Genomic DNA, 21,909 nt, shown 5'->3' with positions numbered 1-21,909 from the left:
TTTTTATTAAACTCCTAATGTAGCTCCGCCATCGACACATAAATTGTGCATTGTAATATGACTCGCTTTATCAGAAGCTAAAAACAATACTGCTTCAGCAATTTCTGAAGGTTGTGCAATTTTTTGTAATGGTATACCGAGTCTATATGTATTTTGGGAACCAGCAATTATATTTTTAGCTCCATTCTCATCAGCCCATAGTAACCTTTGCATTTCAGTTTCAGTAGAACCAGGAGAAACTAAGTTGCAGCGAATATTGTATGATGCAAGCTCTAATCCTAAACATTTCATGAACATTGTCGTTGCAGCTTTTGATGCAGCATACGCAGCCATTTCCATTCTCGGAGTATTTGCTGCATTTGAGCCAACTGTAACAATTGCCCCTGATTTTCTTACCATCATACGTTTACTTACCGATCGAGATATATAGAAAACTCCTGTAGTATTTACAGAGAATGTTTTATGCCAATCTTCATCACTTAAAGAGTTAATCGCTCCCATTCGTAAAACTCCTGCGACATTTACTAATATATCTATAGGCGCTATGTCATTTTCAATTCGGTTTACTACCTCTTCAACAGCATTGCTATCACTCACATCTAAATGAAATGTCTTCATACGCGTTTCATATGATGCATCATGATTTAATAACACATTTAACCCTTCTTCATTTTGATCAACCGCAATAACTGTAGCCCCTCTTTCTAAAAACATTTTTGCTACAACACTACCTATACCTTGCGCTGCACCTGTTACGAAAACGGTTTTTCCATCAAATTCCCCTGCGTTCATTTCCTCTATCCTTTCATATAAAAATTAATCTAATGAAACAAATTGAATGATAACGATTTTCATTATCATTGGTGATGTAAAAAATAATACACTTACTAAACTAATTGGTCAAGTGTACTTTTCATTAAAATGCAATTAATTGATAATGTTTTTCATTTACTGCTCTTACATCGAAATGATAATGTTTCTCAATAATCTTGTCAATCTTTTTTTATTTTTCAGACAAAATATTTTTTATGTTTCTATGTAAGTCTACATCTATAAGCATTAAAAAGTACTTTAAATAAAGTGCAACTTTATTCATTGGGGGTTTTACGGGCTGTAATAAAGGATACAAAATAAATCCATAATTCCTTATCATCTTTTTGAAATTCAAAAAGATAACTTGTAGATTTCTTCGCCTACAATGCTTTACCAAAAATTCATTTTTTCTTTTCTCAACATTTTTCTGAAAATATTTTATTTTACATCTTTCATTTCTCAATAAATATTCTATGTATAATCTAAGATTTATTTAGATTTTCCTATATTATGCATCCCTTAATAAAATCCTAATATAATCCAAATTGATGTTTTACTCGCGCTTTTATTCGTATCATTACGTCGATTACAAGGACTTGGTAGGGAAAAATAATTTAAAAAAGTTCATATAGAAAAAAGCACCCTATTTCATAGAGTGCTTTTTCTTATCGTTGTGCCATAGAAGGTTTAAATCGTTACGCTACACTGCGATATTCTTCTTCTTTTTCTTTTTTCTTATTAGGTGCTTGAATTAAAATTGCGATAATAAATGACACGACACATAATACGCCGATCACCATGAAAGTTGGTTTAAATCCACCTAGAATTGCACCGATAAAGGAACCTGCAAGCGCTCCAAACCCGAATCCTTGATACACAATTCCGTAGTTTTTACTATGATTTTTCATGCCGAAGAAATCACCAACAATAGCTGGGAAAATAGTGATATTTCCGCCAAAGCAAAACGCTACACTTGCTACACAGACGAAGTAGATACCATAATTTAAATCTACGAAACTTAGGACCAAGACTGAAGTCGCCATAGCAACAAAAGTACCAGTAACGATTTTTAAACGGCCGATTTTATCTGATAACGGTCCTAGAATAATACGACCTAATGTATTGAAGATTGCAACCATAGCCACTGCATTAGCTGCTGTTGTTGCGCTAAGCCCTACAAGTTGAACACCGATGTCTTTTACCATGCCAATTAAGTATAAGCCACTCATACATGATGTAAATAACATAATAAATAATAAGTATACTTGTTTTGTACCTAGCATTTCTTTCGTTGTATATTCCTGCGTTTTTGTTTCATGAACTGCCCCTTGATCAGCAGCTTGATGGATTAAACAAGCGCCAATCACAATCATAGCTGTAACAATTAAACCCCAGTATATAAACGCTTGTGATACACCAACTGATTCAATCAACTGTGCGTTTATGTATTTAAAGATTAGGCTACCTGAACCATATGCAGAGACAGATATACCAGCAATTAAACCTTTACGCTCTGGAAACCACTTAATTAAATTCGATAGTGAAGTGATATATGCTGTACCATCTGCATACCCTACGACAACTCCTGCTAATACATAAAGCAATATTAATGAGGAAGCTTGTGAACTAAGTATTAATCCTAGTCCTAATGCTAGTCCAGCTATCATAATGAGTTTACGAAGTCCCCATTTTTCTTGCAGTTTACTCGCAAACAATGTTGAAAACGCTAAAGAAAGGCTTGTAATCGAGAAAGTTATAGCAACAGCATTCAGACTCCAACCAAATTTACTAACTAAAGGCTGATTGAACAAGCTCCAAGTATATATCGTTCCAAGCCCCATTTGTACTATGACTGTACCAAGGACAACAAGCCATGGATTAACAGTTGATTTTTTCATATTATCCCGCCTCCTCCTTCTATTTCAATGCTATTCGCTACATTTGATTTTTTTATGTTCATTTTGTCCACCTCTTTGATTTGACAACTTCATTGTATAAGATGTTTCCGCTTATGTAAGCACTTACAATACAAAGCGTCAAAAATATGAAATCAGTTACAGAAAACGAAGGGTGAAATACAAAGAACTACTTATTAAATACGTAGCGGCCGTTCGTATTGTGTTATATAAGTACGGCTTACAAGTGTTTTTGAAATCTTTTTCATTTAGTGAAACTTTAATCTGTAGGATTTTATTCACCTCTCATTGATTATTAGGCCACACCAATCAGATGTTTACGGGCAGCCCGACTCCCACCTAATTTCTTTGCTCCAGTCAAATTTTGATTACCTTATGCAAACAAAAGGTTCCCTACTTAATTGGATACGAATATATATAACTTCTTTTCGAAGTTTCTGGTTGTTTGCATGAAAAAAACCATTACATTAAAAGTGTAATGGTTACAATCCTATAGTGTCCTCTTTAATCTCAGAATGACTTCTCATCTATACCTATCTTATTAAAAACTTTACTTTCAAAAATTCGGCCTATATGAATATCTGTTTGACAACCATCTTTGAATTGAACTTTAAATAGTAGAACACAAATGAAATCATTGTCAGCCTTTGTTAATACACGTACTATTTGAATTGAGTTGTTGTATTTTCGTAAATTAAACTGGGCTGTAATAAAACCTTCTCTTTACTATTTAGTAAAGAGAAGGTTTTATTAGGTCAATTCATAAGGCTGATTTTCTTTATACGTTTATAATTGTTTCTTCAAATGTAACGATTGGCTCTACAAATTCCATCATAACGAAAGCGTTTTTAATACGTCTTGTTAAAACTTCTTTTAATTCTGCACACTTTTCTTCTGTAAGTGATTTTACAAATACAAAATTGTGATAATAGACCACACTCTTCTCTTTACTTAAAGGATTTAAAAACATCCCCTCTTTTGTAACGAAAGCGTTAGAATGCCCCGATAGAGTTGAAAGAAACGTCTCTAAAATTTTTATTTCTCTATTTGAAAACTGTTCCTCACAAACTACTTTAATATTCATTTCTGTTATCATTTATATATTCCCCCAACCAATTTTTTCACAAGGGGATAACTATAATACTATTAAAATTTCACGAGACTCCCCTTGCCGTTCAAAAAATTCACCAGAAAACTAGTTTGCTTAACTTTCTTTTTCCCTTTACTCATATGAATCTCTCCTTTCATATATATTACTTCTCCATTTTTAATTGAATACCTTTTTATATTTGAGTTTTTCTATATTTTTAGTCAGATTTATACAGATCATAACTCCATTTCTTTTCATTCCTTATACTATATTCACCTGAATACTATTACTTTTGAGAAACGCTTATTTATACTTATTGAAGAAATCACTTACTGTACTCCTAAAAACAATGCTGCCTTCCCTATAAAACTTTGCTTATCTACTTTACGTTTAGAGCTACATATTATCTCTCTTTTGATTAATTTGTTTAGCTACATAATTTACATAGAAATATTGGTTCGCCAATTCTGAAAAATTTTACTTTGCATATAATAACCTTAAACAAAATATAACTTTTACCATAGGAGCACTCTATACTTTTTTATTAAATAAAAAATTTTTCATTGATAAACAAAACTAAATATTCACTAATATAACTATCCGTGGTTTAATATATGTAATAAACAAATATTTCTGTCTTTTATAAGGAGGTACTATGAAAGCAAACGTAGGGGATACTATACTTTTTCAACGAAATAATTTAAAGATTACAGGGTCTGTACTAAAACTATATACTGAATCGGTCTTAGTTGAAATTACAGATGTAAGCGGTGGTACTTTTGAATTTGATCGAACGATAGTAAATCATAAAAACTATAAAATTTTAAATGCAAATACATAAAGTAAAACTTTAATCAACCCTCACCAATCGGGCATTAACGGGCAGTTTATCTCCCATCCTAATTTCTTTGCTCAAGCTAAATTTTGAGGTGGAAGTTTCATTGCCCGTTAATGCGGGATAAAACAACACAAAATAGCCTCTGCTCACCAGCAGAGGCTATTTTATATCATAATACTTCATTAGTTTATATATCCTAAAACATTAACAATCTTACTCGCTTTTAAATTATTAATGTGATAATAAATTTCTAAACCCTTTCGCTCAGCTCGTAACACTTTACCTTTCATTTTTGATAAATGTTGCGAAACAGTCGATTGTGGAATATTCAACAATTCTGTTAATTGTGTTACATTACAAGTTTTTCTAGTACTTAATTCATTTACAATTTGTAATCGGATTGGATGCGCCATAATTTTTAAAATATCTACATCCTCTTCTGAAACTACACTTTTTTTCATTTCACTCGTATATGTTGTCATAAGACATTCCCCTTTTATATGAATTCCTTTTTATTAAGATCCATTTCTACAAAATTCAATACTCCCGCTCAAGACCTTTATATAGAAATAATAGGATCTCAAATTTTCAAAAATAGAACTTACAATTATTCACTTTTTTTATTTATTCATTTATTTATTTGGTACATATACATAATACAATGTTAATATGTGCTCTATGTGAAGTTAGCATAAATTTATGATGAAGATTTATTTAATGACTTGCATCCTACTACGTGCTGGATAGTTTTATGCATTTTGTATCTTCCGCATAAAACTATCCAGTAATCTTAACACATTTTAGGCGTTTGTATATACTATTTACAAAACAATTTGGCAAAGGAGGATTCCATATGCCTACAATGTTACAAGAAGAAATTGAAGAAGCACGTGAGACATATGTCAGTCGTATCATTTTAGTTGGTGGATCAACTCTATTTTTAGTAGGTGGTGTTATATCGGCAATCGTAGCTTTTAAAGCTTATAATCGTTTGGAAAATACACCGCCTTCTTCTGATAATTCATAGGTGAGTTATCAAATTTTGAATAACAAACATACAAAGGCCGTCTCTAAAAAAAGAGACGGCCTTTGATTTTTCATAAGTTCTACATTTAATAACGATTAGAACCAGCTTACATACTTTTATTTAAATTTAAATGTAAATAAAACATTTTAAAATATAAACTATTACTTACATAATAAATTTATGAAACAATTCGAGAAAAGCGTGATTAAATCTTTTAGCATGAACTAAAATTGAACTTACTTCACCACAAACCGAGTCTGACTACACCCATCCTTCTGCTTTGTTACTTCTAATACAGCTGGCATTGCGTTTTTCAACTCTTGAACGTGTGAAATAACACCGATAAATCGGCCTGATTTTTGTAAGTCAATTAAAGCGTCTACTGCTTTCGTTAATGATTCCTCATCTAATGAACCGAAACCTTCATCGATAAACATCGTTTCAATGGAAATACCACCTTCATACGCTTGAATGACGTCTGCCATTCCAAGCGCCAAGCAAAGCGATGCGTTAAACTTCTCACCGCCAGATAATGTTTTCACATCACGTGTTTGGCCGGTGTATGCATCGTACACATCTAAACCTAATCCACTTTGACGGTTTCTTTTTTCAACTCGCTCACTTCTTTTTAAATAAAATTGCCCATTTGATAATTTTCGTAATCGTTCGTTTGCAATTTGAACAATTTGTTCTAAATACTCAATTAAGATGTAACGCTCGAATGATATGCGACTTTCGTTATCGCCTTTCATTACTTCATATAAATCAACTAGTTCTTGGAAAGCTTTTTCTTCCTCATGAATTTGTTCATCAATACGTCTAATACTTTCATGTAAATCAGAAATATATGTTACAGCGTTTTGCGCACGTTGTCGTTTTTCTTTACTTATATCGAGATTGATCTCTAATTCTTTTATATACTCACCTAACGATGTAATATCCATAAACTCTTTATCTTTTAATTCAGCATGTAACTCTTCAATTTGTTTTGCAAGTACTTCAAGAGATGAATAGTAACTTTGAATTTCTTTTTGTAACATCTCCATCTCAGCATCATTTAACTTAGCTTCTTTATACGTTAGCTGATCTATAAATCCCCTCTGCTCTAGTTCTTTCATAAAGCGCGCGAGAGTCTCTTCTTTCTTCAATTTTGCACTTTCAAATTGATTAGATGCACCTTCATGTTCTGCTTGAATACGTATATTTTCATTTTGCCAATGTTGATATGCTTCTTGCACTTTCTTCCATTCGTCTTCCATTAACCTAAGTTGTTGCATTGCTTGGTCAAACTGTGCTTTCCAAGCTTGTACTGTTTGTAAGTTATCTGGAATATTTTGTTTATCATGTTCATATGACGTACGAAGTTGCATGCACTCCATTTCTGTACGGTGCTGCAATGTTTCTGCTTCACGCTTTTGTTTCTGAAGTTCATCTACTTTTTCTTCTACACTTTTTATATTCACAGCAATTTGCTTACGCGTTTCTTCGCTTTCTTTTAACGTATTAACTTCTGCCGCTAATTGTTTTCCTTTTTGAACGAGTGCACTGTACGTTTCAACTAATTCATCTGAGTGATACCCTCGTTTCATGACTTCTTCGATCACCTGTTCATATTGTAGTCGATAGAAATTCCATTTCTCCTCTACTTGAACATGTAATTTTTCAGCAACATTTTTCTTGTCTCTTAAATCGTTTAACTCTTTTTCATCGATCGCATTACTTTGCTCTGTCGCTTTTTTCGGATGATTCGTACTACCACAAACTGGACAAGATTCACCATCATGTAAATGAAGTGCTAATATGCCTGCTTGTTCGCTTAGCCAGCGGCGTTCCATATTTTCATATGCACGAACTGCCTCTTGCATCTTAGTATATGCTGCTTCTTTTTCTTGCTCGAATTTTTGTTTCTCTTGCCAAACGTCATATGCTTGCTTTAAAACTTTTGCATCTTCTCGCATGTTCGTTAGTTCTTCTACTTTCGCTACATACTGCTCAAGTGCTTGTTCCAATTGCTGTAATTCACCAGACATTCTCTGTTTTTGATTTGTATGCTCTTCTAGTAGTTGATCGAGCTTTTGCATACTTTCTTTTAATCTTCCTAGTTGAATTTCAGCGTTTTGTAAATTCAACTTTTTTTCAGCTAATGATGCAATAATTGATTGTAATTCTTCTAATCTTTGAACAAGTTTTTTAGCATCTTCTCGTTCAAGTTCTTTATTTTTTTCTACTTCGTATTTCTGCTGTGCAAGTGTAAAACTGGTTATTATATTCTCTTTTTTTACGATAATCTGCTTTAATAAACTTTCAGCCTTCTGTTCATTTTGCATTGCTTCCTCGTGCCATTGCTCAAATGGTAATAAATGCTTTGCTTGTTCCGCACGTCTAAAAGATGTTTCTTTCCTTTCAATGACTGCACGGTTTTCTTGTAAAGTGTTGTATCTCTCATTCTTTTGTTGTAAATCTGTAAATTTCTCATTTACAGATTTTGCTGCATGAAAACGTGTTTCAGCTTCTTTTAATTGCTTTGTTCGAGCATCTTGTTCTAGTTGTAATTGCGCAACCTCTGTCTTATATGCCGTTGTTTCTTGCTCTAACGCCTCTACTACTTGATGCGTATTTACATGTTCTTGTTCCACTAATGTCTCTAATAATGCTCCATCTCGAATTGGTAGTTTAAATACATTGCGGAAATGTAACTCTCGCTCTTTTTGTTTTTCTTGCAGAACGTCTTTCCATTGTTTTCGTTTTTGATCAAGTAATTCACGCATTAATTTATAACGATCTGTTTTAAAAATACGACGTAAAATCTCTTCTTTGTTTTCTGTCTCAGATGTTAATAGTTTTCGGAATTCTCCTTGTGGTAACATAACAATTTGACTAAATTGATGTTTACTTAACCCAATTAAATCTTCCACTTTTTTGTTTACATCTGTTACATGAAAACGATCAACAGCTGGAATTTTTTCTCCATCCATAACGTCATATAATTCTACTGCATGTCCTGTAATCGTCTTATTCCCTTGTTTTTTATGGCCAAGTTGCCGTTTTATTTCATAGCGCTTCCCTTTTAACTGAAAAGTTAGTTCTACACTTGTATAAACATTATCATCAGCAAACTGACTTCGAAGCATGCTCGTATCACTACGTTCTTCCCCACTAGCTTCACCATATAATACGTAACAAATCGCATCAAAAATCGTTGTTTTTCCAGCTCCCGTATTTCCAGAAATGGCGAAGATACGATGCTCTCCAAGATCATCAAAATTGATTACTTCTGTCTGTTTATATGGCCCAAATGCTGTCATAATTAGCTGAATCGGTCTCATCCTCGTTCACCTTCCCGTTCTTGCACTGTTTGTAATACTTCTACAAATAGACGTTCTTTCTCTTCTGATAAATCTAAGCCTTTCATTTCTTTATAAAAAGCTTTTAAAAGAGATACATCATCCGTTTTATGTCTTGAAACAGTTACTTCATTTGACTCTGTGAACTCTCGCCTTTGAATAGACCTTTCAACATGCATTGCATTTGGATATACAGAGCGTATTTTTTCCATTGGCTGCAAAACAGGATTTTCATCTAATAGTTTTACAAACACGTAATCTTCACTTACCGGATGTTGTAATAATTCATCTATTTTCGCTTCTACTGTTCGCATTTTACGACGTGGTGTAAGTAATCTTTTTTCAATTGTTGTTTCACCCTTTTCGTCCAGTTCCACGATATAATATCCTTTTTTATGTTTTTCTTCAGAAATAGAATATGCAAGTGGCGAACCTGAATATCGAATTTTCTCATTACGTACGAAATGCGCTTGATGTAAATGTCCAAGCGCTGTGTAATGAAATTTATCAAAATAATGACTATTTACGTATTCAGCACCACCAATTGAAAGCGGACGTTCTGCATCACTTGTATTCTCCTCCGCTTCTCCCGCAGAAGTTACAAATGCATGACCTACAAATACATGTCTTACTTCTTTATCCATCGTTTCAGAAAGTTCATTCATAAAAATACGCATCGCATCATCATGAGATCGGACGTCTTCGTTTTTCAATACATGTCTAACTATGCTTGGATCCGCATAGGGAACTAGATGGAAGTGAACCTCGCCATATTCATCATTTAATACAATGGGTTCATATGGAAATTGAAATTGCCCCACAATAAATAATCCTTGTTTCTTCATTAAACTACTACCGAAATGTATACGATCTGGACTATCATGGTTTCCTGCAACTGCGATAACTGGTGTTTGTAAATCAATCACTATTTTTTGTAATACATCATTTAATAAGTCTACTGCTTCCGTAGGTGGAATTGCTCGGTCATATAAGTCCCCTGCAATAATTACGGCATCTGGTTTTTCTTCTTCAATAGCTTGTACAAACTGATCTAATACAATCTTTTGATCTTCAGTCATATACACGCCATGAACAAGCTTGCCTAAATGCCAATCCGCTGTATGAAATAACTTCATAATTTCCTTCTCCTTTTAATTTACTGAGTTTAGTGATACGAGTTGATAGTTTACTGTAGTTTTTCCGTTCTCCCACTCTAACTTTTGTATAATCGCACTACCAATTCTTTCTTCATTTGATTTATATAAAGGTAATATTTCTTGAACTGCAAATAAATGATAACCATTCAAGTTTAATTGAAATATGTTTTCTTCCATATGTAATCTTACTTCTTTTTCATTTGAAACTATTTTTGTGTGCATCTCAAATTTCATAATAGATACAACCCCTTCTTATAATCTCTACATTTTAATAGTATAGTGGCTATGCAAGATTGACAAGTACATACACGGTAAAGTACACACTTTTCTGTTGCTATATGTTTTATGTTTTTATTAAAATTACGGTATGTGAAATTTAATGCTATGCAAAAATAAAAATGTCTAAATAGACATTTTTATTTTTGCATATAATCTTTCATTACATAATATAAAATCGTTATTAAAACGCTCGCTACGAAAAATGAAAAAACCACCACAATATACCCATCTTTATTTAATAGAAAACATAAGGAAATAGATACGATAAAAATCGGAAATACGAGACGAACTTTATCCTTTACTTCTTCTGTCGTATCTGTATGATGAAAAAACTGAGTAATCCCTATCATTAATGATGACAAGATAATAACCGACAATAATAAAGGTCCTGGCATTCCGATTTCTCCTTTCTCTATTTCTAATTCCATGTAAACATTCTTTATCATTTAAACCATCTGTTTTCAAGAAATTTTTTACATTTTACACATTTATAATAGCGCTTTTGCCATAATAATTTCAAATAATATCACTTACATTAATAATGTATTATTCATCTTCAATATTCAAAATCCTGCAAAGATAACTCGGCAAAATATGCGTTGAATAAAGTGAAGCATGAATTAATAGGTATGAACAAAACTCCCATTGCCTATCGCTCGTACCTATCAAACTTTTAACAGCCATTCTCTTCTACCTAACTTTCTCGTATGCGTCGAATTTCAAGGTGTGGGCCTTCTTATCCACAAATAGCGGAATAAAATAACACTTACCGTCAACTTTAGACAAAATTTATACAGGACATTTCAATACGTATCAAGAATTAAGAATAAGAAGATATATAAGGGAGGATGAATCATGACTGAAAACGTTTTATTTTCTGTTAGTGAAAACGGCGTTGCATCAATTACTTTAAACCGCCCAAAAGCACTTAACTCTTTATCTTATGATATGTTACAACCAATTGGGCAAAAACTTAAAGAATGGGAGAACGATGAGCGCATTGCAATTATCGTATTAAAGGGAGCCGGAACGAAAGGTTTTTGCGCAGGCGGTGACATTAAAACTCTTTACGAAGCACGTTCAAACGAAGTTGCTTTACAGCATGCAGAACGTTTTTTTGAAGAAGAGTATGAAATTGATACATATATTTATCAATATAAAAAACCGATTATCGCTTGTTTAGATGGAATTGTAATGGGTGGTGGTGTCGGACTTACAAATGGTGCGAAGTATCGTATTGTGACGGAGCGCACAAAATGGGCGATGCCTGAGATGAACATCGGCTTCTTTCCAGACGTCGGCGCCGCATATTTCTTAAATAAAGCACCTGGATATACAGGATATTACGTTGCTTTAACAGCATCTATTTTAAAAGCTTCTGACGTATTATTTATTCATGCTGCTGATTACTTTATGACGTCTGATTCATTACCAGCTTTTCTAGCCGAACTTGACAACGTAAATTGGCATACTGAAGATGTACATACTCATTTAAAAGCAGTTCTTCAAACCTTTACATCTACTCCTGACTTAGAAAGCAAACTTGCTGCTTCATTAGAGGAAATTAATACACACTTTGCCTTAGAAACGATTGAAGAAATTATCGACTCATTAGAAAAAGGAGATAGCGAATTCGCTTTACAAACGAAACAAATATTATTATCAAAATCTCCAATTTCATTAAAAGTAACTTTAAAACAACTATTAGATGGCAAAGGAAAATCTGTTGAAGAATGTTTCGCTACAGATCTTATACTTGCTAAAAATTTCATGAGACATGAAGATTTCTTCGAGGGCGTACGCTCCGTTGTCGTTGATAAAGACCAAAATCCGAATTATAAATATAAACAGGTAAGCGATGTTTCAGAAGACGACGTAAATCGTTTCTTTAACTTACTTAATGCCTAACAGTGAGGCTATATTTGTAGTGTATTCACCACTACGAATATAGCCTCTTCTTATTTAATATTTTTTAACAAAATTTAATTTTATTAAATCAAATTTTGTGCTAAACTAATTTTAATCAAATTTTCTAAAAATAAAGAAGGAGGACGAATATGATAGAAAATTATCTTCTTTTCATCATTATGTCTATTTGTCTAATCATTTTACCTGGACCTGATACAGCGATGGCTACGAAGAACACATTAGTTGCTGGTAAAATGGGCGGTGTTAAAACAGTATTCGGTACATGTGTAGCACTTTTGATTCATACTTTAGCTGCTGTAATTGGTCTTTCCGCACTTATTGTAAAGTCAGCTCTTTTATTTTCTATTTTCAAATATGTTGGGGCCCTTTATTTAATCTATATTGGTATTAAAGCCCTATTAGCAGTGAAAAACAAAGAAGGTGTAAATACAAATGATGTATCTATAAATAATGATAAAGAACATACTTCTTGTTTTCGCCAAGGGTTTCTTACGAATTTATTAAACCCTAAAATTGCAGTCTTCTTTTTAACTTTTTTACCACAATTTTTAAATCCAAGTCATAATACATTTATTCAGCTTCTCGTAATGGGTCTTACTTATCTCGTTTTAACAATCATTTGGTTTGCCTTTTATATATTTTTAATTGATAAAATTAGTGCTTTTATGAAGAAACCGAAGACGCAACGTTATATTCAAGGGCTAACAGGAATCGTTTTAATTGGATTTGGTATTAAACTAGCATTAGAAAAAAATAATTAATAAAGTGAAACTTTAATCAATGGGGTTTTGTTCATCCCCCGCCAATTATTAGCCTTCACCAATCGGGCGTTTACGGACTGCACAGGGCTTCCACTTAACTTTTTTGCTCTAGCCGAATTTGGAGATGGGAGTTTTACTGCTCGCTAATAGCGGGATAAATGCGAAAAACACCACTATTAATAGTGGTGTTTTTCGCATTTAACAACTAATCTGGCAGTCTACTCTTTATTAAAACCAGCGCTCCGTTACAACCTTTTTACGTGTATAGAATTGAACGCCATCTGTACCATTTGTACCTAAATCACCAAAGAAGGAAGCTTTATTTCCTGCAAATGCGAAGAATGCCATTGGTGCAGGAACATTTACGTTTACACCGATCATACCAGCATCGATGTTATCACGGAATGTTTGTGCATGCTTCCCATTTGAAGTGTAAATAACAGCACCATTCGCAAATTTAGATTGATTTGTTAATTTAATACCTTCTTCTAAATCTTTCACTCTCACAATACTTAATACTGGAGCGAAAATTTCATCTTGCCAAATTTTCATTTCTTGGTTTACGCCATCAAAGATTGTTGCTCCAACGAAGTAACCTTCTCCAACTTCTTCATTAATTTTACGACCATCTACTAATAAAGTTGCTCCATCTGCTACACCGCTATTAATATAGCCTAAAACACGCTCTTTATGCGATTCACGGATTAATGGTCCAACGTAATTATCTTCGTTGAAACCGTCACCTACTTTTAGTTTTTTCGTCTCTGCTACTAGTACGTCGATAAATTCATCAGCAATTTCATCTACTACTGCTACTACTGAACATGCCATGCAGCGCTCTCCACTACTTGCAAACGCAGATCCAATTACACCTTGTACCGTTTTTTCAAGATTGCAATCTGGCATTACAATCGCATGATTTTTCGCACCTGCTAACGCTTGTACACGTTTTCCATGTTTCGTACCTGTTTCATATACGTAACGAGCTACCGGCTCAGAACCAACGAACGAAACAGCTTGAATATCTTTATTTTCTAAAATGCTATTTACAACATCTTTTCCGCCTTGTACTAAATTTAATACCCCTTTTGGAAAACCAGCTTCATAGAATAACTCTACAAGTCGCTCTGCTAAAAGTGGCGTTCTCTCAGATGTTTTTAATACGAACGTATTACCGCAAGCAATTGCAAGTGGGAACATCCATAATGGAATCATCATTGGGAAGTTAAACGGTGTAATACCCGCAACAACTCCAATTGGATAGCGCCAGATCGATCCATCAATTCCGCTTGCGATATTAGGAAGAGCTTGTCCCATCATTAAATTTGGAGCTGATGTTGCAAGTTCTACCGCTTCAATACCACGTTGTACTTCACCTGTTGCATCTGTTAGCGTTTTACCATTTTCTAGCGTAATGATTTTTGCAAGCTCATCTTTATTTTCTTGTAATAGCTGTAAATATTTATATAGATTTCTTGAACGATTCGGAACTGGTACTTTAGACCATGTTTCAAATGCCGCTTTTGCCGCTTCAACAGCCTTTTCAACGTCTTCTTTTGGAGAAAGTGGAACGTAAGCAATGATTTTTCCAGTCGCTGGATTCGGAACCGCTTCTACTTCTGTACCAGTAGATTCTACCCACTCGCCATTAATATGATTTTTTACTCGTTTAATTTCAGTTGTAATCATTGTATTCTCTCCTTTTTATGATTTATTTTTGATTAGAAATTAATTGTTCGCTAACTTTCTTATATAAAGCAGCCATATCGTTTTCACCATATCCTGCCTCACTCGCTTCTTCATATACATTTAATAACATTTCACTTACAGGTAAGTGAAGTTCACTTTCCTTAGCTAAATCAACTGCAAAGCCTAAATCTTTTTTTAATAGATTTACAGTAAATCCTGGCTCATAGTTTTCTGCTGCAATGAAACTTTTATAATTGCGCTCATAAATTCTACTTTGACCGTAACTTACATTTAAAATATTAAACATTTTATCTAAATCCATATTACTCTTTTTCGCTAATGTTAAAGCTTCACTCACACCAGCTGTATAGAAACCAATTAATAGATTGTTAATTAATTTAACAGTCGTACCACTATCAATTTGCTCGCTTACGTGGAAAATATTTGCTCCTAACACTTCCATGATAGATTCAGTTTTATCATATACGTCTTTTGATCCACCTACCATAAACGTTAATGTACGATTTTCTGCACCAATTACCCCACCGCTAACTGGTGCGGCTAAAAAGTCTACTTTCTTTTCTTTCGCCGACTCCTCTAACTGTTTGTTTAATTGTGGAGATACAGTACTTGTATCAATTAATACGACATTCGAGTGGCTATTTTCAAATAATCCTTCTTCCCCAAAATATACTGCTTCAACAGCACGAGGTGAAGGTAAACTTGTAAAAATCACATCGCATGTCTCTGCTAATTTTGAGATTGATAAGCCGATAATTCCTCCTTCTTTTTCAAAGGAAGCTTCAGCCTCTTTATTTAAGTCCACACCATATACTGTGTAACTTGATTTAACTAAATTTTTAGACATCGGAAGGCCCATGTTACCTAAACCGATAAAACCAATCTTTTTCATATCGCTTTCCTCCTATTTACACAATATATTTCCCACGATTTATAATAGCTTTCGCAATTTCTCTCTTTTTCGTAAATACGTTCGTGTATAAAGGCACTAATAATTGACGGATTTCAGCTAACATTACGTGTCTATCTTGTTCTTCTGTGACAGCCGCTGAAAGTATAGAAATCGCCGCTTCTTCTACTTTACGATAGCCTTCCTCACAAATAACATCCGTTATCATTTGTTTTGTACGCTCTTTTTCTTCACCATTTTTATTAATTGCTTTACTCGTACGTAAAAATGCTGATTCCATGACGTACACGTCCGTCAACATATTTGATAATACACGTGAATATTCTTGCTCTTGATCAATTTTTAATCCTGGAGTTTTAGAGAGCGTTTTCAAAGATTGTTTCAACAATTTTTTCGCTAATAAAATGTAACGATGGTTTCTTTCTACAGTTGCTATATCAATTTCTACTTCAGTATCTTCTATTTGTTCGATTTGCTTCATTAACATTTTGGCAACTGTTAATCTATTAATTTCATTTGTTCCTTCAAAAATACGACTAATTCTAGCATCACGATATAATCGTTCTACTTCGTATTCTTGCATATAACCGTAACCGCCATGAATTTGTACAGCTTCATCTACGATATAAGCAAGTGTTTCAGAAGCGTTCACTTTATTCAGTGCACATTCAATTGCAAATTGGGACATTTTTTTCATAAGGTCCTCATCACTCTCATGAATTGCGTCATCAATTACACCTGCTGTACGATAAGCTGCACTTTCTGCTCCATATGTTGTAATGATCATATTTGCAATTTTCTCTTGTATCATCGTAAAGTCTACTAATTCCGTTTGGAACTGTTTTCGCTCTTTTCCATATTGAACTGACAAACCGATTGCTTGTTTTGCTGTTCCAATATTTCCAAAAGCAAGTTTTAGTCTAGCGAAGTTAAGAATATTAAGGGCTACGTGATGCCCTTTCCCAACTTCCCCTAACACATTTTCAGCAGGGATAACTACATCTTCTAAAATAAGCGTCGCTGTTGAAGAACCTTTAATCCCCATTTTCTTTTCTTCTAATCCAATAGATACACCTTCACATGCTCTTTCGACAATAAACGCTGTCATTCCTTTATTTGTCTTCGCAAAAACAACGTATACATCTGCCATATGAGCATTTGTAATCCACTGCTTCTCACCATTCAACTTCCAAGCTGTACCCTCTTCATTCAAAATTGCGCTTGTTTTTGCACTTAATGCATCAGAACCAGCATTTGGCTCAGTTAGAGCATAAGCCCCAATCCATTCTCCCGATGCGATTTTTGGTAAATATTTTTCTTTCTGTTCTTTCGTTCCGTAATATATGTAAGGCAATGTACCGACACCAGCGTGTATATTAAAAGAAACGCTAAATGCACCAGCGTAACCCATCTTCTCTGCTACAAGACCTGAGACAGCCTTTCCTAACTCGAACCCGCCATAATCTTCTGGTACCTCAATGCCTAATAATCCAAGTTCCCCAGCTTTCTCAAATAATTGACGAGAAACTTTATAGTTATGTTTTTCAATGTTTTCAATTTGTGGAATAATTTCCTGTTTAACGAATTGTTCTGTCGTTTTTGCGATTAAGTCTTCATCCCCTGAAAAATCTTCTGGTGTAAAGAAAGTATTGTTCACATCTTTATTGATTGAAAAAAATTCATCCCAAGGTAACTTCGTTTTCTCCATCTGAATCCCCCTATCATTTCGACCTTCATTGCTTTTTGCGTATGCTCGTCTACGATGAGTGGAATATCTTATTATTGAAAACAGAAGGCGATGAATTTTCACATCAAGCAGTTCATTTTGCCAAAGATGTATTCTCATCGCCCTAGTTGTTTTATCTATTGATCTTCTGATAATACTGTTTTTGCAATTCCAGTATCTAATTCTTCAAAGTCATGATATGAAATTGTCTCATATAGCTCGCTTCTCGTTTGCATATTTGAAAGTGCATCTTTTTGAGAACCAGTCTCTTTAATTAGCGTGAATACATTCTCATATGCTTTTGCAGCAACTCGAAGCGACGTTACTGGATAAATCACCATTTGGAAGCCCATATTCGCAAATTCCTCAGCACTATAATATGGTGTTTTCCCAAACTCAGTCATATTTGCTAGTAAAGGTGCATTCACTTTGCTAGTAAATAAACGGAATTCTTCTTCCGATTGAAGCGCTTCTGGGAAAATTGCGTCTGCACCTGCTTTAACATATGCATTCGCTCTTTCAATCGCAGCATCTAGTCCTTCTACACCGCGAGCATCTGTGCGTGCAACAATATATAAGCTTGGCGCAACTTCTTTAATCGCTTTAATTTTTTGAACTAATTCTTCTGTCGTAACAAGTTTCTTACCATTTAAATGTCCACATTTCTTCGGTAATTGTTGATCTTCAATTTGAACAGCCGCTACTTTTGCCTCTACCATTTCTACAGCTGTTCTCGCTACGTTTAGTACTCCACCAAATCCTGTATCAATATCAACAAGAACTGGTAAATCTGTAGCTCTAACTAGATCTCTTGCTCTTTCAGCTACTTCAGTAGATGTCACGATACCTAAATCTGGCAGACCTTTACTTGCAGTGTAAGCAGCTCCCGATAAATAAAGAGCTGAAAAACCTGTATTTTTTGCAACAAGAGCGGCCATTGCATCATGAGCACCTGGAATTTGCAAAATTTCATTTGCTTCTACTAAAGCTCGGAAGCCATTCGCAAGCTCCTCTTGTGTTGACTGTTTATTCACAACCCAAGCCATTCTAAATTCCCCCTATTATTAAATTAAGAATAGATCTACAAATTCGTTTACATTCATATTTTCTAGTTTTTCTTCATTTAAACAAACTTCATGAATTTGTTCTTGTTGCTTACTAGAATAATGACCTGCCATATTTGCAGTGAATTTTTGAACAACTTTTGGAATCGCTTCGTCTCTACGGAAACGGTGACCAAGTGGGTATTCACATTCCACGTTTTCTGTTACAGTACCATCTTTAAAATGAACTTGAACAGCGTTGGCGATTGAGCGCTTGTTCGGGTCAAGATAATCTAAACTGTACTGTTTGTTTTCAACAACAACCATCTTATTACGTAATTCATCTACACGTGAATCATTTGCTACTACATCCTCATAATCGTCCGCTACGATATCTCCTTTTAATAAACCAATTGCCGTAATGTATTGTAAACAATGATCACGATCAGCTGGGTTATTTAATGGACCTTCTTTATCGATAATACGAATTGCTGATTCATGAGTTGTAATTGTAATACGATCAATTTCATCTAATCTTTCTTTAATTTCCGGATGTAATTTCACTGCACATTCTGCAGCTGTTTGTGCATGGAATTCTGCTGGATATGATACTTTAAATAATACATTTTCCATTACATAAGACTCTAGTGGTCTAGCTAATTTTAATTCTTGTTTGTTAAATAATACATCTTGGAATCCCCATCCTGGCGCAGATAATGCTGTTGGATAACCCATTTCACCTTTTAGAGCAGTCATTGCAAGATGAACACCGCGACTCGTCGCATCACCTGCTGCCCATGATTTACGTGATCCAGTATTTGGAGCATGTCGATATGTACGAAGACTAGAGTTATCAATCCACGCATGTGATAATGCATTAAAGATTTCTTCACGTGTTCCACCAAGCATTTTCGCAACTACTGCAGTTGTTGCTACTTTTACATATAATACGTGGTCAAGACCAACGCGGTTTAAGCTGTTTTCTAAAGCAAGTACACCCTGAATTTCATGTGCTTTAATCATCATTTCTAGTACTTCACGTACTTTTAATGGTTCTTTTCCTTCTGAAATACGAACACGGCTAATATAATCTGCAACTGCTAAAATTCCGCCTAAGTTATCAGATGGATGTCCCCATTCTGCTGCAAGCCAAGTATCGTTATAGTCTAACCAACGGATCATACATCCAATATTGAATGCACCTTTTACTGGATCTAGTACATAAGACGTTCCTGGTACACGTGTACCGTTTGGCACAACCGTTCCTGGTACAACTGGACCTAATAATTTCGTACACTCTGGATATTGCAGTGCTAAAATTCCGCATCCAAGTGTATCTAATAATACGTAGCGAGCAGTACTAAATGCTTCTGCACTAGTAACCTCTTTATTTAATACATAATCCGTAATTTCTTCTAATAATGCATCTTTTTGTTTAATTTCATTTGTTTTAATCATGCTATTCTTCCCTTTCTGTCGAAAATTCGTTATTATTAATGATGGGTGTCTGTCAAACACCCATCTGGCGGGCGGCGCTAACAACTCCCCAGTTGTTCTTATTTACTAAGTACATGTCGCTCGCCAACATAATTTACACGTGGACGGAACAAGCGATTATTTGCATGTTGCTCAATAACGTGCGCACATAGTCCTACTGTTCTAGAGCTAAAGAAGATTGGTGTGTACAGTTGAATTGGGATACCAAGCATCCAATATACTGGTGCTGCATAATAATCAAGATTCGGATAAATGCCTTTTTCCTTCTCCATGATTTTCTCTCCAGCTTCACACATTTCATATAGTGTATAATCGCCTTTTACATCACATAGCTGTTTTAAAGCTTCCTTCATCATAAGTGCTCTTGGATCCATTTTCTTCATATAAACACGGTGTCCAAAGCCCATAATTTTTTCTTTGTTATATAGTTTTTTCTGTAATAACTCTTCAAACTTCTCAACATTGCCAGCCTCTAAAAGCATGTACATAACAGCTTCATTCGCACCGCCGTGTAAGCTTCCCTTTAAAGATGCAACCGCACCAGTTAGAGCACCGTATAAATCTGATTGTGTTGACGCAATTACACGCGCTGTAAATGTAGAGTTTGGCATTTCATGTTCACTATATAAAACAAGGGAACGATCAAAGATCTTCTCCTCAAGTTCAGTCGGTTTCTTACCAGTTAACATATAGAAGAAATTCGCACTATATGACAATTCCTGAAGAGGCTCAATTGGCTCCTCATTATTTAAAATATGATAGCTATTTGCTACAATATTTGGTACTTTACTTAAAAGCTTATAACCTCGATCTTTGTTTACTTCTAACGAGCGATTTTCAATATCATTATCATAACCAGCTAATGCAGACACACCTGTACGCAAGCCATCCATAGGATGCGTTTCTTTAGGCAACGCCTTTAGAACGTTGAATACCCCTTCTGGCACTGCATATTCTTCTTTTAATTTCTTTTCAAGTGTTTCTTTTTCATCCTCATTCGGTAGATGTTCTTCTAATAAAAGGTGCACAATGTCTAAATACTCTTTTGTTTTTGAGAGTTCGATTAAATCATACCCTTGAATTACAATTTCACCTTTTACTGTGTCAAGAAACGAGATTTTCGTCTCCGCTGCTACTACACCATCTAATCCCGGGGAAAATTTTTCTTCAGCTTTCATTATTATTTCCTCCAATCCTAATAGATCTTCGTGCACATAACTGTAAGCCTTTACAATACTTTAGAACTACATTTCTATTTCAATGTATCAGAGTTTTTAGAAGATTTCAATTTATTTTATAATGATAAGTTTCCTATACTTTTATTGATGTAACAATACAATTTTTTGAAAATAATTTTCATATTTTTCAAAGAAAGGACAGACTTCTTTACAATTCTTTTTAAAACAAAATATAAAGATAATTCATGTAATCCCATCAAACATATCTTTTTTCCGAATTTTATTACAAAATAGAAAAAACGAGCTGTACACATGTACAGCTCGTTTCTATATGATATTTATTTCACTATCCTCTAAATATAATTCTTATATAAAACTTATTCATTTTTAATAAAGTTATTATTTTACATAATTAAATTAAATTTCTTCTGTTTCTTTATGATAACTTACAACTAAATCATAGTTTTGAAAGTACCAAAGATCATCAAAATCTACAAAAATAGAATACCATCTTTCTTCACTGACACTATTTCCCCATCTGGTTTCTCAGAAACAATCCCTAAAAGAATATCCGGGCTGAATTGAACTGTTTCCACCATATCTTATGACAAATCGAATACATTCATTGCGATTGATTCGTAATTCTTCTTTAAACCATTTTACAGCTTCGTTTTCAACGATAATATTCAAT

The 21,909-nt window shown here is 34.2% G+C and carries 18 protein-coding genes and 1 pseudogene; 4 read left to right on the top strand and 15 right to left on the bottom strand.

Going from position 1 to position 21,909, the window contains the following annotated elements; all coding sequences use genetic code 11:
* Positions 1-6 precede the first annotated feature (6 nt).
* The 3 genes from dhbA to F0362_RS11550 all read right to left on the bottom strand — a co-directional run bounded on the left by dhbA (position 7) and on the right by F0362_RS11550 (position 3,825).
* Positions 7-792 (bottom strand): 2,3-dihydro-2,3-dihydroxybenzoate dehydrogenase, encoded by a 786-nt coding sequence (gene dhbA / locus F0362_RS11560; RefSeq protein ID WP_000991102.1) that lies wholly within the window; start codon positions 790-792, stop codon positions 7-9.
* A gap of 716 nt (positions 793-1,508) precedes the next feature.
* Positions 1,509-2,711: an L-lactate MFS transporter gene (locus tag F0362_RS11555; protein WP_000750116.1), complete on the bottom strand. Its 1,203-nt coding sequence runs from the start codon at positions 2,709-2,711 to the stop codon at positions 1,509-1,511.
* A 796-nt stretch (positions 2,712-3,507) separates the two neighbouring features.
* Positions 3,508-3,825 (bottom strand): hypothetical protein, encoded by a 318-nt coding sequence (locus F0362_RS11550; RefSeq protein WP_000627296.1) that lies wholly within the window; start codon positions 3,823-3,825, stop codon positions 3,508-3,510.
* Between the two features lie 649 nt (positions 3,826-4,474).
* Between F0362_RS11550 and F0362_RS11545 the strand changes: the two genes are divergently transcribed.
* Positions 4,475-4,660, top strand: coding sequence for a YkvS family protein (locus F0362_RS11545; protein WP_000646787.1), 186 nt, complete (start codon positions 4,475-4,477; stop codon positions 4,658-4,660).
* Between the two features lie 179 nt (positions 4,661-4,839).
* Here the strand turns inward: F0362_RS11545 and F0362_RS11540 are convergent, their stop codons facing one another.
* Positions 4,840-5,139: an ArsR/SmtB family transcription factor gene (locus F0362_RS11540; RefSeq protein WP_000214792.1), complete on the bottom strand. Its 300-nt coding sequence runs from the start codon at positions 5,137-5,139 to the stop codon at positions 4,840-4,842.
* 371 nt (positions 5,140-5,510) lie between these two features.
* Here F0362_RS11540 and F0362_RS30520 point away from each other — a divergent pair, with 371 nt between their 5' ends.
* Positions 5,511-5,684: a hypothetical protein gene (locus tag F0362_RS30520; RefSeq protein ID WP_001142745.1), complete on the top strand. Its 174-nt coding sequence runs from the start codon at positions 5,511-5,513 to the stop codon at positions 5,682-5,684.
* A 236-nt stretch (positions 5,685-5,920) separates the two neighbouring features.
* Here F0362_RS30520 and F0362_RS11535 read toward each other — a convergent pair whose 3' ends face one another.
* From F0362_RS11535 to F0362_RS11520, 4 genes are all read right to left on the bottom strand, one after another.
* Positions 5,921-9,010 carry an AAA family ATPase gene (locus tag F0362_RS11535; RefSeq protein ID WP_001247485.1) on the bottom strand — a complete coding sequence of 1,030 codons (3,090 nt, stop codon included), beginning with the start codon at positions 9,008-9,010 and terminating at the stop codon, positions 5,921-5,923.
* On the bottom strand, positions 9,007-10,164 hold the full coding sequence (locus F0362_RS11530; protein WP_149889763.1) for an exonuclease SbcCD subunit D: 1,158 nt from the start codon (positions 10,162-10,164) through the stop codon (positions 9,007-9,009). The genes F0362_RS11535 and F0362_RS11530 overlap by 4 nt, the downstream gene beginning before the upstream one ends.
* Before the next feature lie 15 nt (positions 10,165-10,179).
* Positions 10,180-10,419, bottom strand: a complete 240-nt coding sequence (locus F0362_RS11525) for a DUF2584 domain-containing protein (protein WP_000667358.1) — start codon at positions 10,417-10,419, stop codon at positions 10,180-10,182.
* Between the two features lie 182 nt (positions 10,420-10,601).
* Positions 10,602-10,859, bottom strand: coding sequence for a hypothetical protein (locus F0362_RS11520; protein WP_002093761.1), 258 nt, complete (start codon positions 10,857-10,859; stop codon positions 10,602-10,604).
* A gap of 460 nt (positions 10,860-11,319) precedes the next feature.
* Between F0362_RS11520 and F0362_RS11515 the strand changes: the two genes are divergently transcribed.
* Positions 11,320-12,372: an enoyl-CoA hydratase/isomerase family protein gene (locus F0362_RS11515; protein ID WP_000138562.1), complete on the top strand. Its 1,053-nt coding sequence runs from the start codon at positions 11,320-11,322 to the stop codon at positions 12,370-12,372.
* A gap of 149 nt (positions 12,373-12,521) precedes the next feature.
* Positions 12,522-13,154 (top strand): LysE family translocator, encoded by a 633-nt coding sequence (locus tag F0362_RS11510; RefSeq protein ID WP_000572351.1) that lies wholly within the window; start codon positions 12,522-12,524, stop codon positions 13,152-13,154.
* A 228-nt stretch (positions 13,155-13,382) separates the two neighbouring features.
* Here F0362_RS11510 and F0362_RS11505 read toward each other — a convergent pair whose 3' ends face one another.
* From F0362_RS11505 to F0362_RS30735, 7 genes and pseudogenes are all read right to left on the bottom strand, one after another.
* Positions 13,383-14,843, bottom strand: a complete 1,461-nt coding sequence (locus F0362_RS11505) for a CoA-acylating methylmalonate-semialdehyde dehydrogenase (protein WP_000633339.1) — start codon at positions 14,841-14,843, stop codon at positions 13,383-13,385.
* A 22-nt stretch (positions 14,844-14,865) separates the two neighbouring features.
* Entirely contained in the window at positions 14,866-15,756 is an 891-nt protein-coding gene (locus F0362_RS11500) for an NAD(P)-dependent oxidoreductase (protein ID WP_000719424.1), read from the bottom strand.
* A 16-nt stretch (positions 15,757-15,772) separates the two neighbouring features.
* Complete coding sequence (locus F0362_RS11495; RefSeq protein ID WP_000415977.1) at positions 15,773-17,482, bottom strand: acyl-CoA dehydrogenase family protein; 1,710 nt, start codon at positions 17,480-17,482, stop codon at positions 15,773-15,775.
* 155 nt (positions 17,483-17,637) lie between these two features.
* Positions 17,638-18,546, bottom strand: a complete 909-nt coding sequence (gene prpB / locus F0362_RS11490; protein ID WP_000312644.1) for a methylisocitrate lyase — start codon at positions 18,544-18,546, stop codon at positions 17,638-17,640.
* Between the two features lie 18 nt (positions 18,547-18,564).
* Complete coding sequence (gene prpD / locus F0362_RS11485; protein ID WP_000598146.1) at positions 18,565-20,001, bottom strand: 2-methylcitrate dehydratase; 1,437 nt, start codon at positions 19,999-20,001, stop codon at positions 18,565-18,567.
* A 98-nt stretch (positions 20,002-20,099) separates the two neighbouring features.
* Positions 20,100-21,218, bottom strand: coding sequence for a citrate synthase (gene mmgD / locus F0362_RS11480; protein WP_000642649.1), 1,119 nt, complete (start codon positions 21,216-21,218; stop codon positions 20,100-20,102).
* A 417-nt stretch (positions 21,219-21,635) separates the two neighbouring features.
* Positions 21,636-21,908: pseudogene (locus F0362_RS30735) on the bottom strand (HesB/YadR/YfhF family protein).
* Position 21,909 lies beyond the last annotated feature (1 nt).

Origin of the sequence: Bacillus sp. BS98, from assembly GCF_008432245.1 — a bacterium.
Lineage (GTDB): Bacteria > Bacillota > Bacilli > Bacillales > Bacillaceae_G > Bacillus_A > Bacillus_A toyonensis.
Note: the sequence above shows the minus strand (reverse complement) of the source record. Positions and strands in the feature narration are given on the sequence as shown.

Coding starts and splice junctions, on each gene's coding strand:
- F0362_RS11505 (WP_000633339.1), bottom strand. CDS start 14,843: ATGATTACAACTGAAATTAAACGAGTAAAAAATCATATTAATGGCGAG.
- F0362_RS11520 (WP_002093761.1), bottom strand. CDS start 10,859: ATGCCAGGACCTTTATTATTGTCGGTTATTATCTTGTCATCATTAATG.
- F0362_RS11545 (WP_000646787.1), top strand. CDS start 4,475: ATGAAAGCAAACGTAGGGGATACTATACTTTTTCAACGAAATAATTTA.
- prpB (WP_000312644.1), bottom strand. CDS start 18,546: ATGGCTTGGGTTGTGAATAAACAGTCAACACAAGAGGAGCTTGCGAAT.
- F0362_RS11495 (WP_000415977.1), bottom strand. CDS start 17,482: ATGGAGAAAACGAAGTTACCTTGGGATGAATTTTTTTCAATCAATAAA.
- F0362_RS11530 (WP_149889763.1), bottom strand. CDS start 10,164: ATGAAGTTATTTCATACAGCGGATTGGCATTTAGGCAAGCTTGTTCAT.
- F0362_RS11535 (WP_001247485.1), bottom strand. CDS start 9,010: ATGAGACCGATTCAGCTAATTATGACAGCATTTGGGCCATATAAACAG.
- F0362_RS11525 (WP_000667358.1), bottom strand. CDS start 10,419: ATGAAATTTGAGATGCACACAAAAATAGTTTCAAATGAAAAAGAAGTA.
- F0362_RS11550 (WP_000627296.1), bottom strand. CDS start 3,825: ATGATAACAGAAATGAATATTAAAGTAGTTTGTGAGGAACAGTTTTCA.
- F0362_RS11510 (WP_000572351.1), top strand. CDS start 12,522: ATGATAGAAAATTATCTTCTTTTCATCATTATGTCTATTTGTCTAATC.
- F0362_RS11515 (WP_000138562.1), top strand. CDS start 11,320: ATGACTGAAAACGTTTTATTTTCTGTTAGTGAAAACGGCGTTGCATCA.
- F0362_RS11540 (WP_000214792.1), bottom strand. CDS start 5,139: ATGACAACATATACGAGTGAAATGAAAAAAAGTGTAGTTTCAGAAGAG.
- dhbA (WP_000991102.1), bottom strand. CDS start 792: ATGAACGCAGGGGAATTTGATGGAAAAACCGTTTTCGTAACAGGTGCA.
- mmgD (WP_000642649.1), bottom strand. CDS start 21,218: ATGAAAGCTGAAGAAAAATTTTCCCCGGGATTAGATGGTGTAGTAGCA.
- F0362_RS30520 (WP_001142745.1), top strand. CDS start 5,511: ATGCCTACAATGTTACAAGAAGAAATTGAAGAAGCACGTGAGACATAT.
- F0362_RS11555 (WP_000750116.1), bottom strand. CDS start 2,711: ATGAAAAAATCAACTGTTAATCCATGGCTTGTTGTCCTTGGTACAGTC.
- F0362_RS11500 (WP_000719424.1), bottom strand. CDS start 15,756: ATGAAAAAGATTGGTTTTATCGGTTTAGGTAACATGGGCCTTCCGATG.
- prpD (WP_000598146.1), bottom strand. CDS start 20,001: ATGATTAAAACAAATGAAATTAAACAAAAAGATGCATTATTAGAAGAA.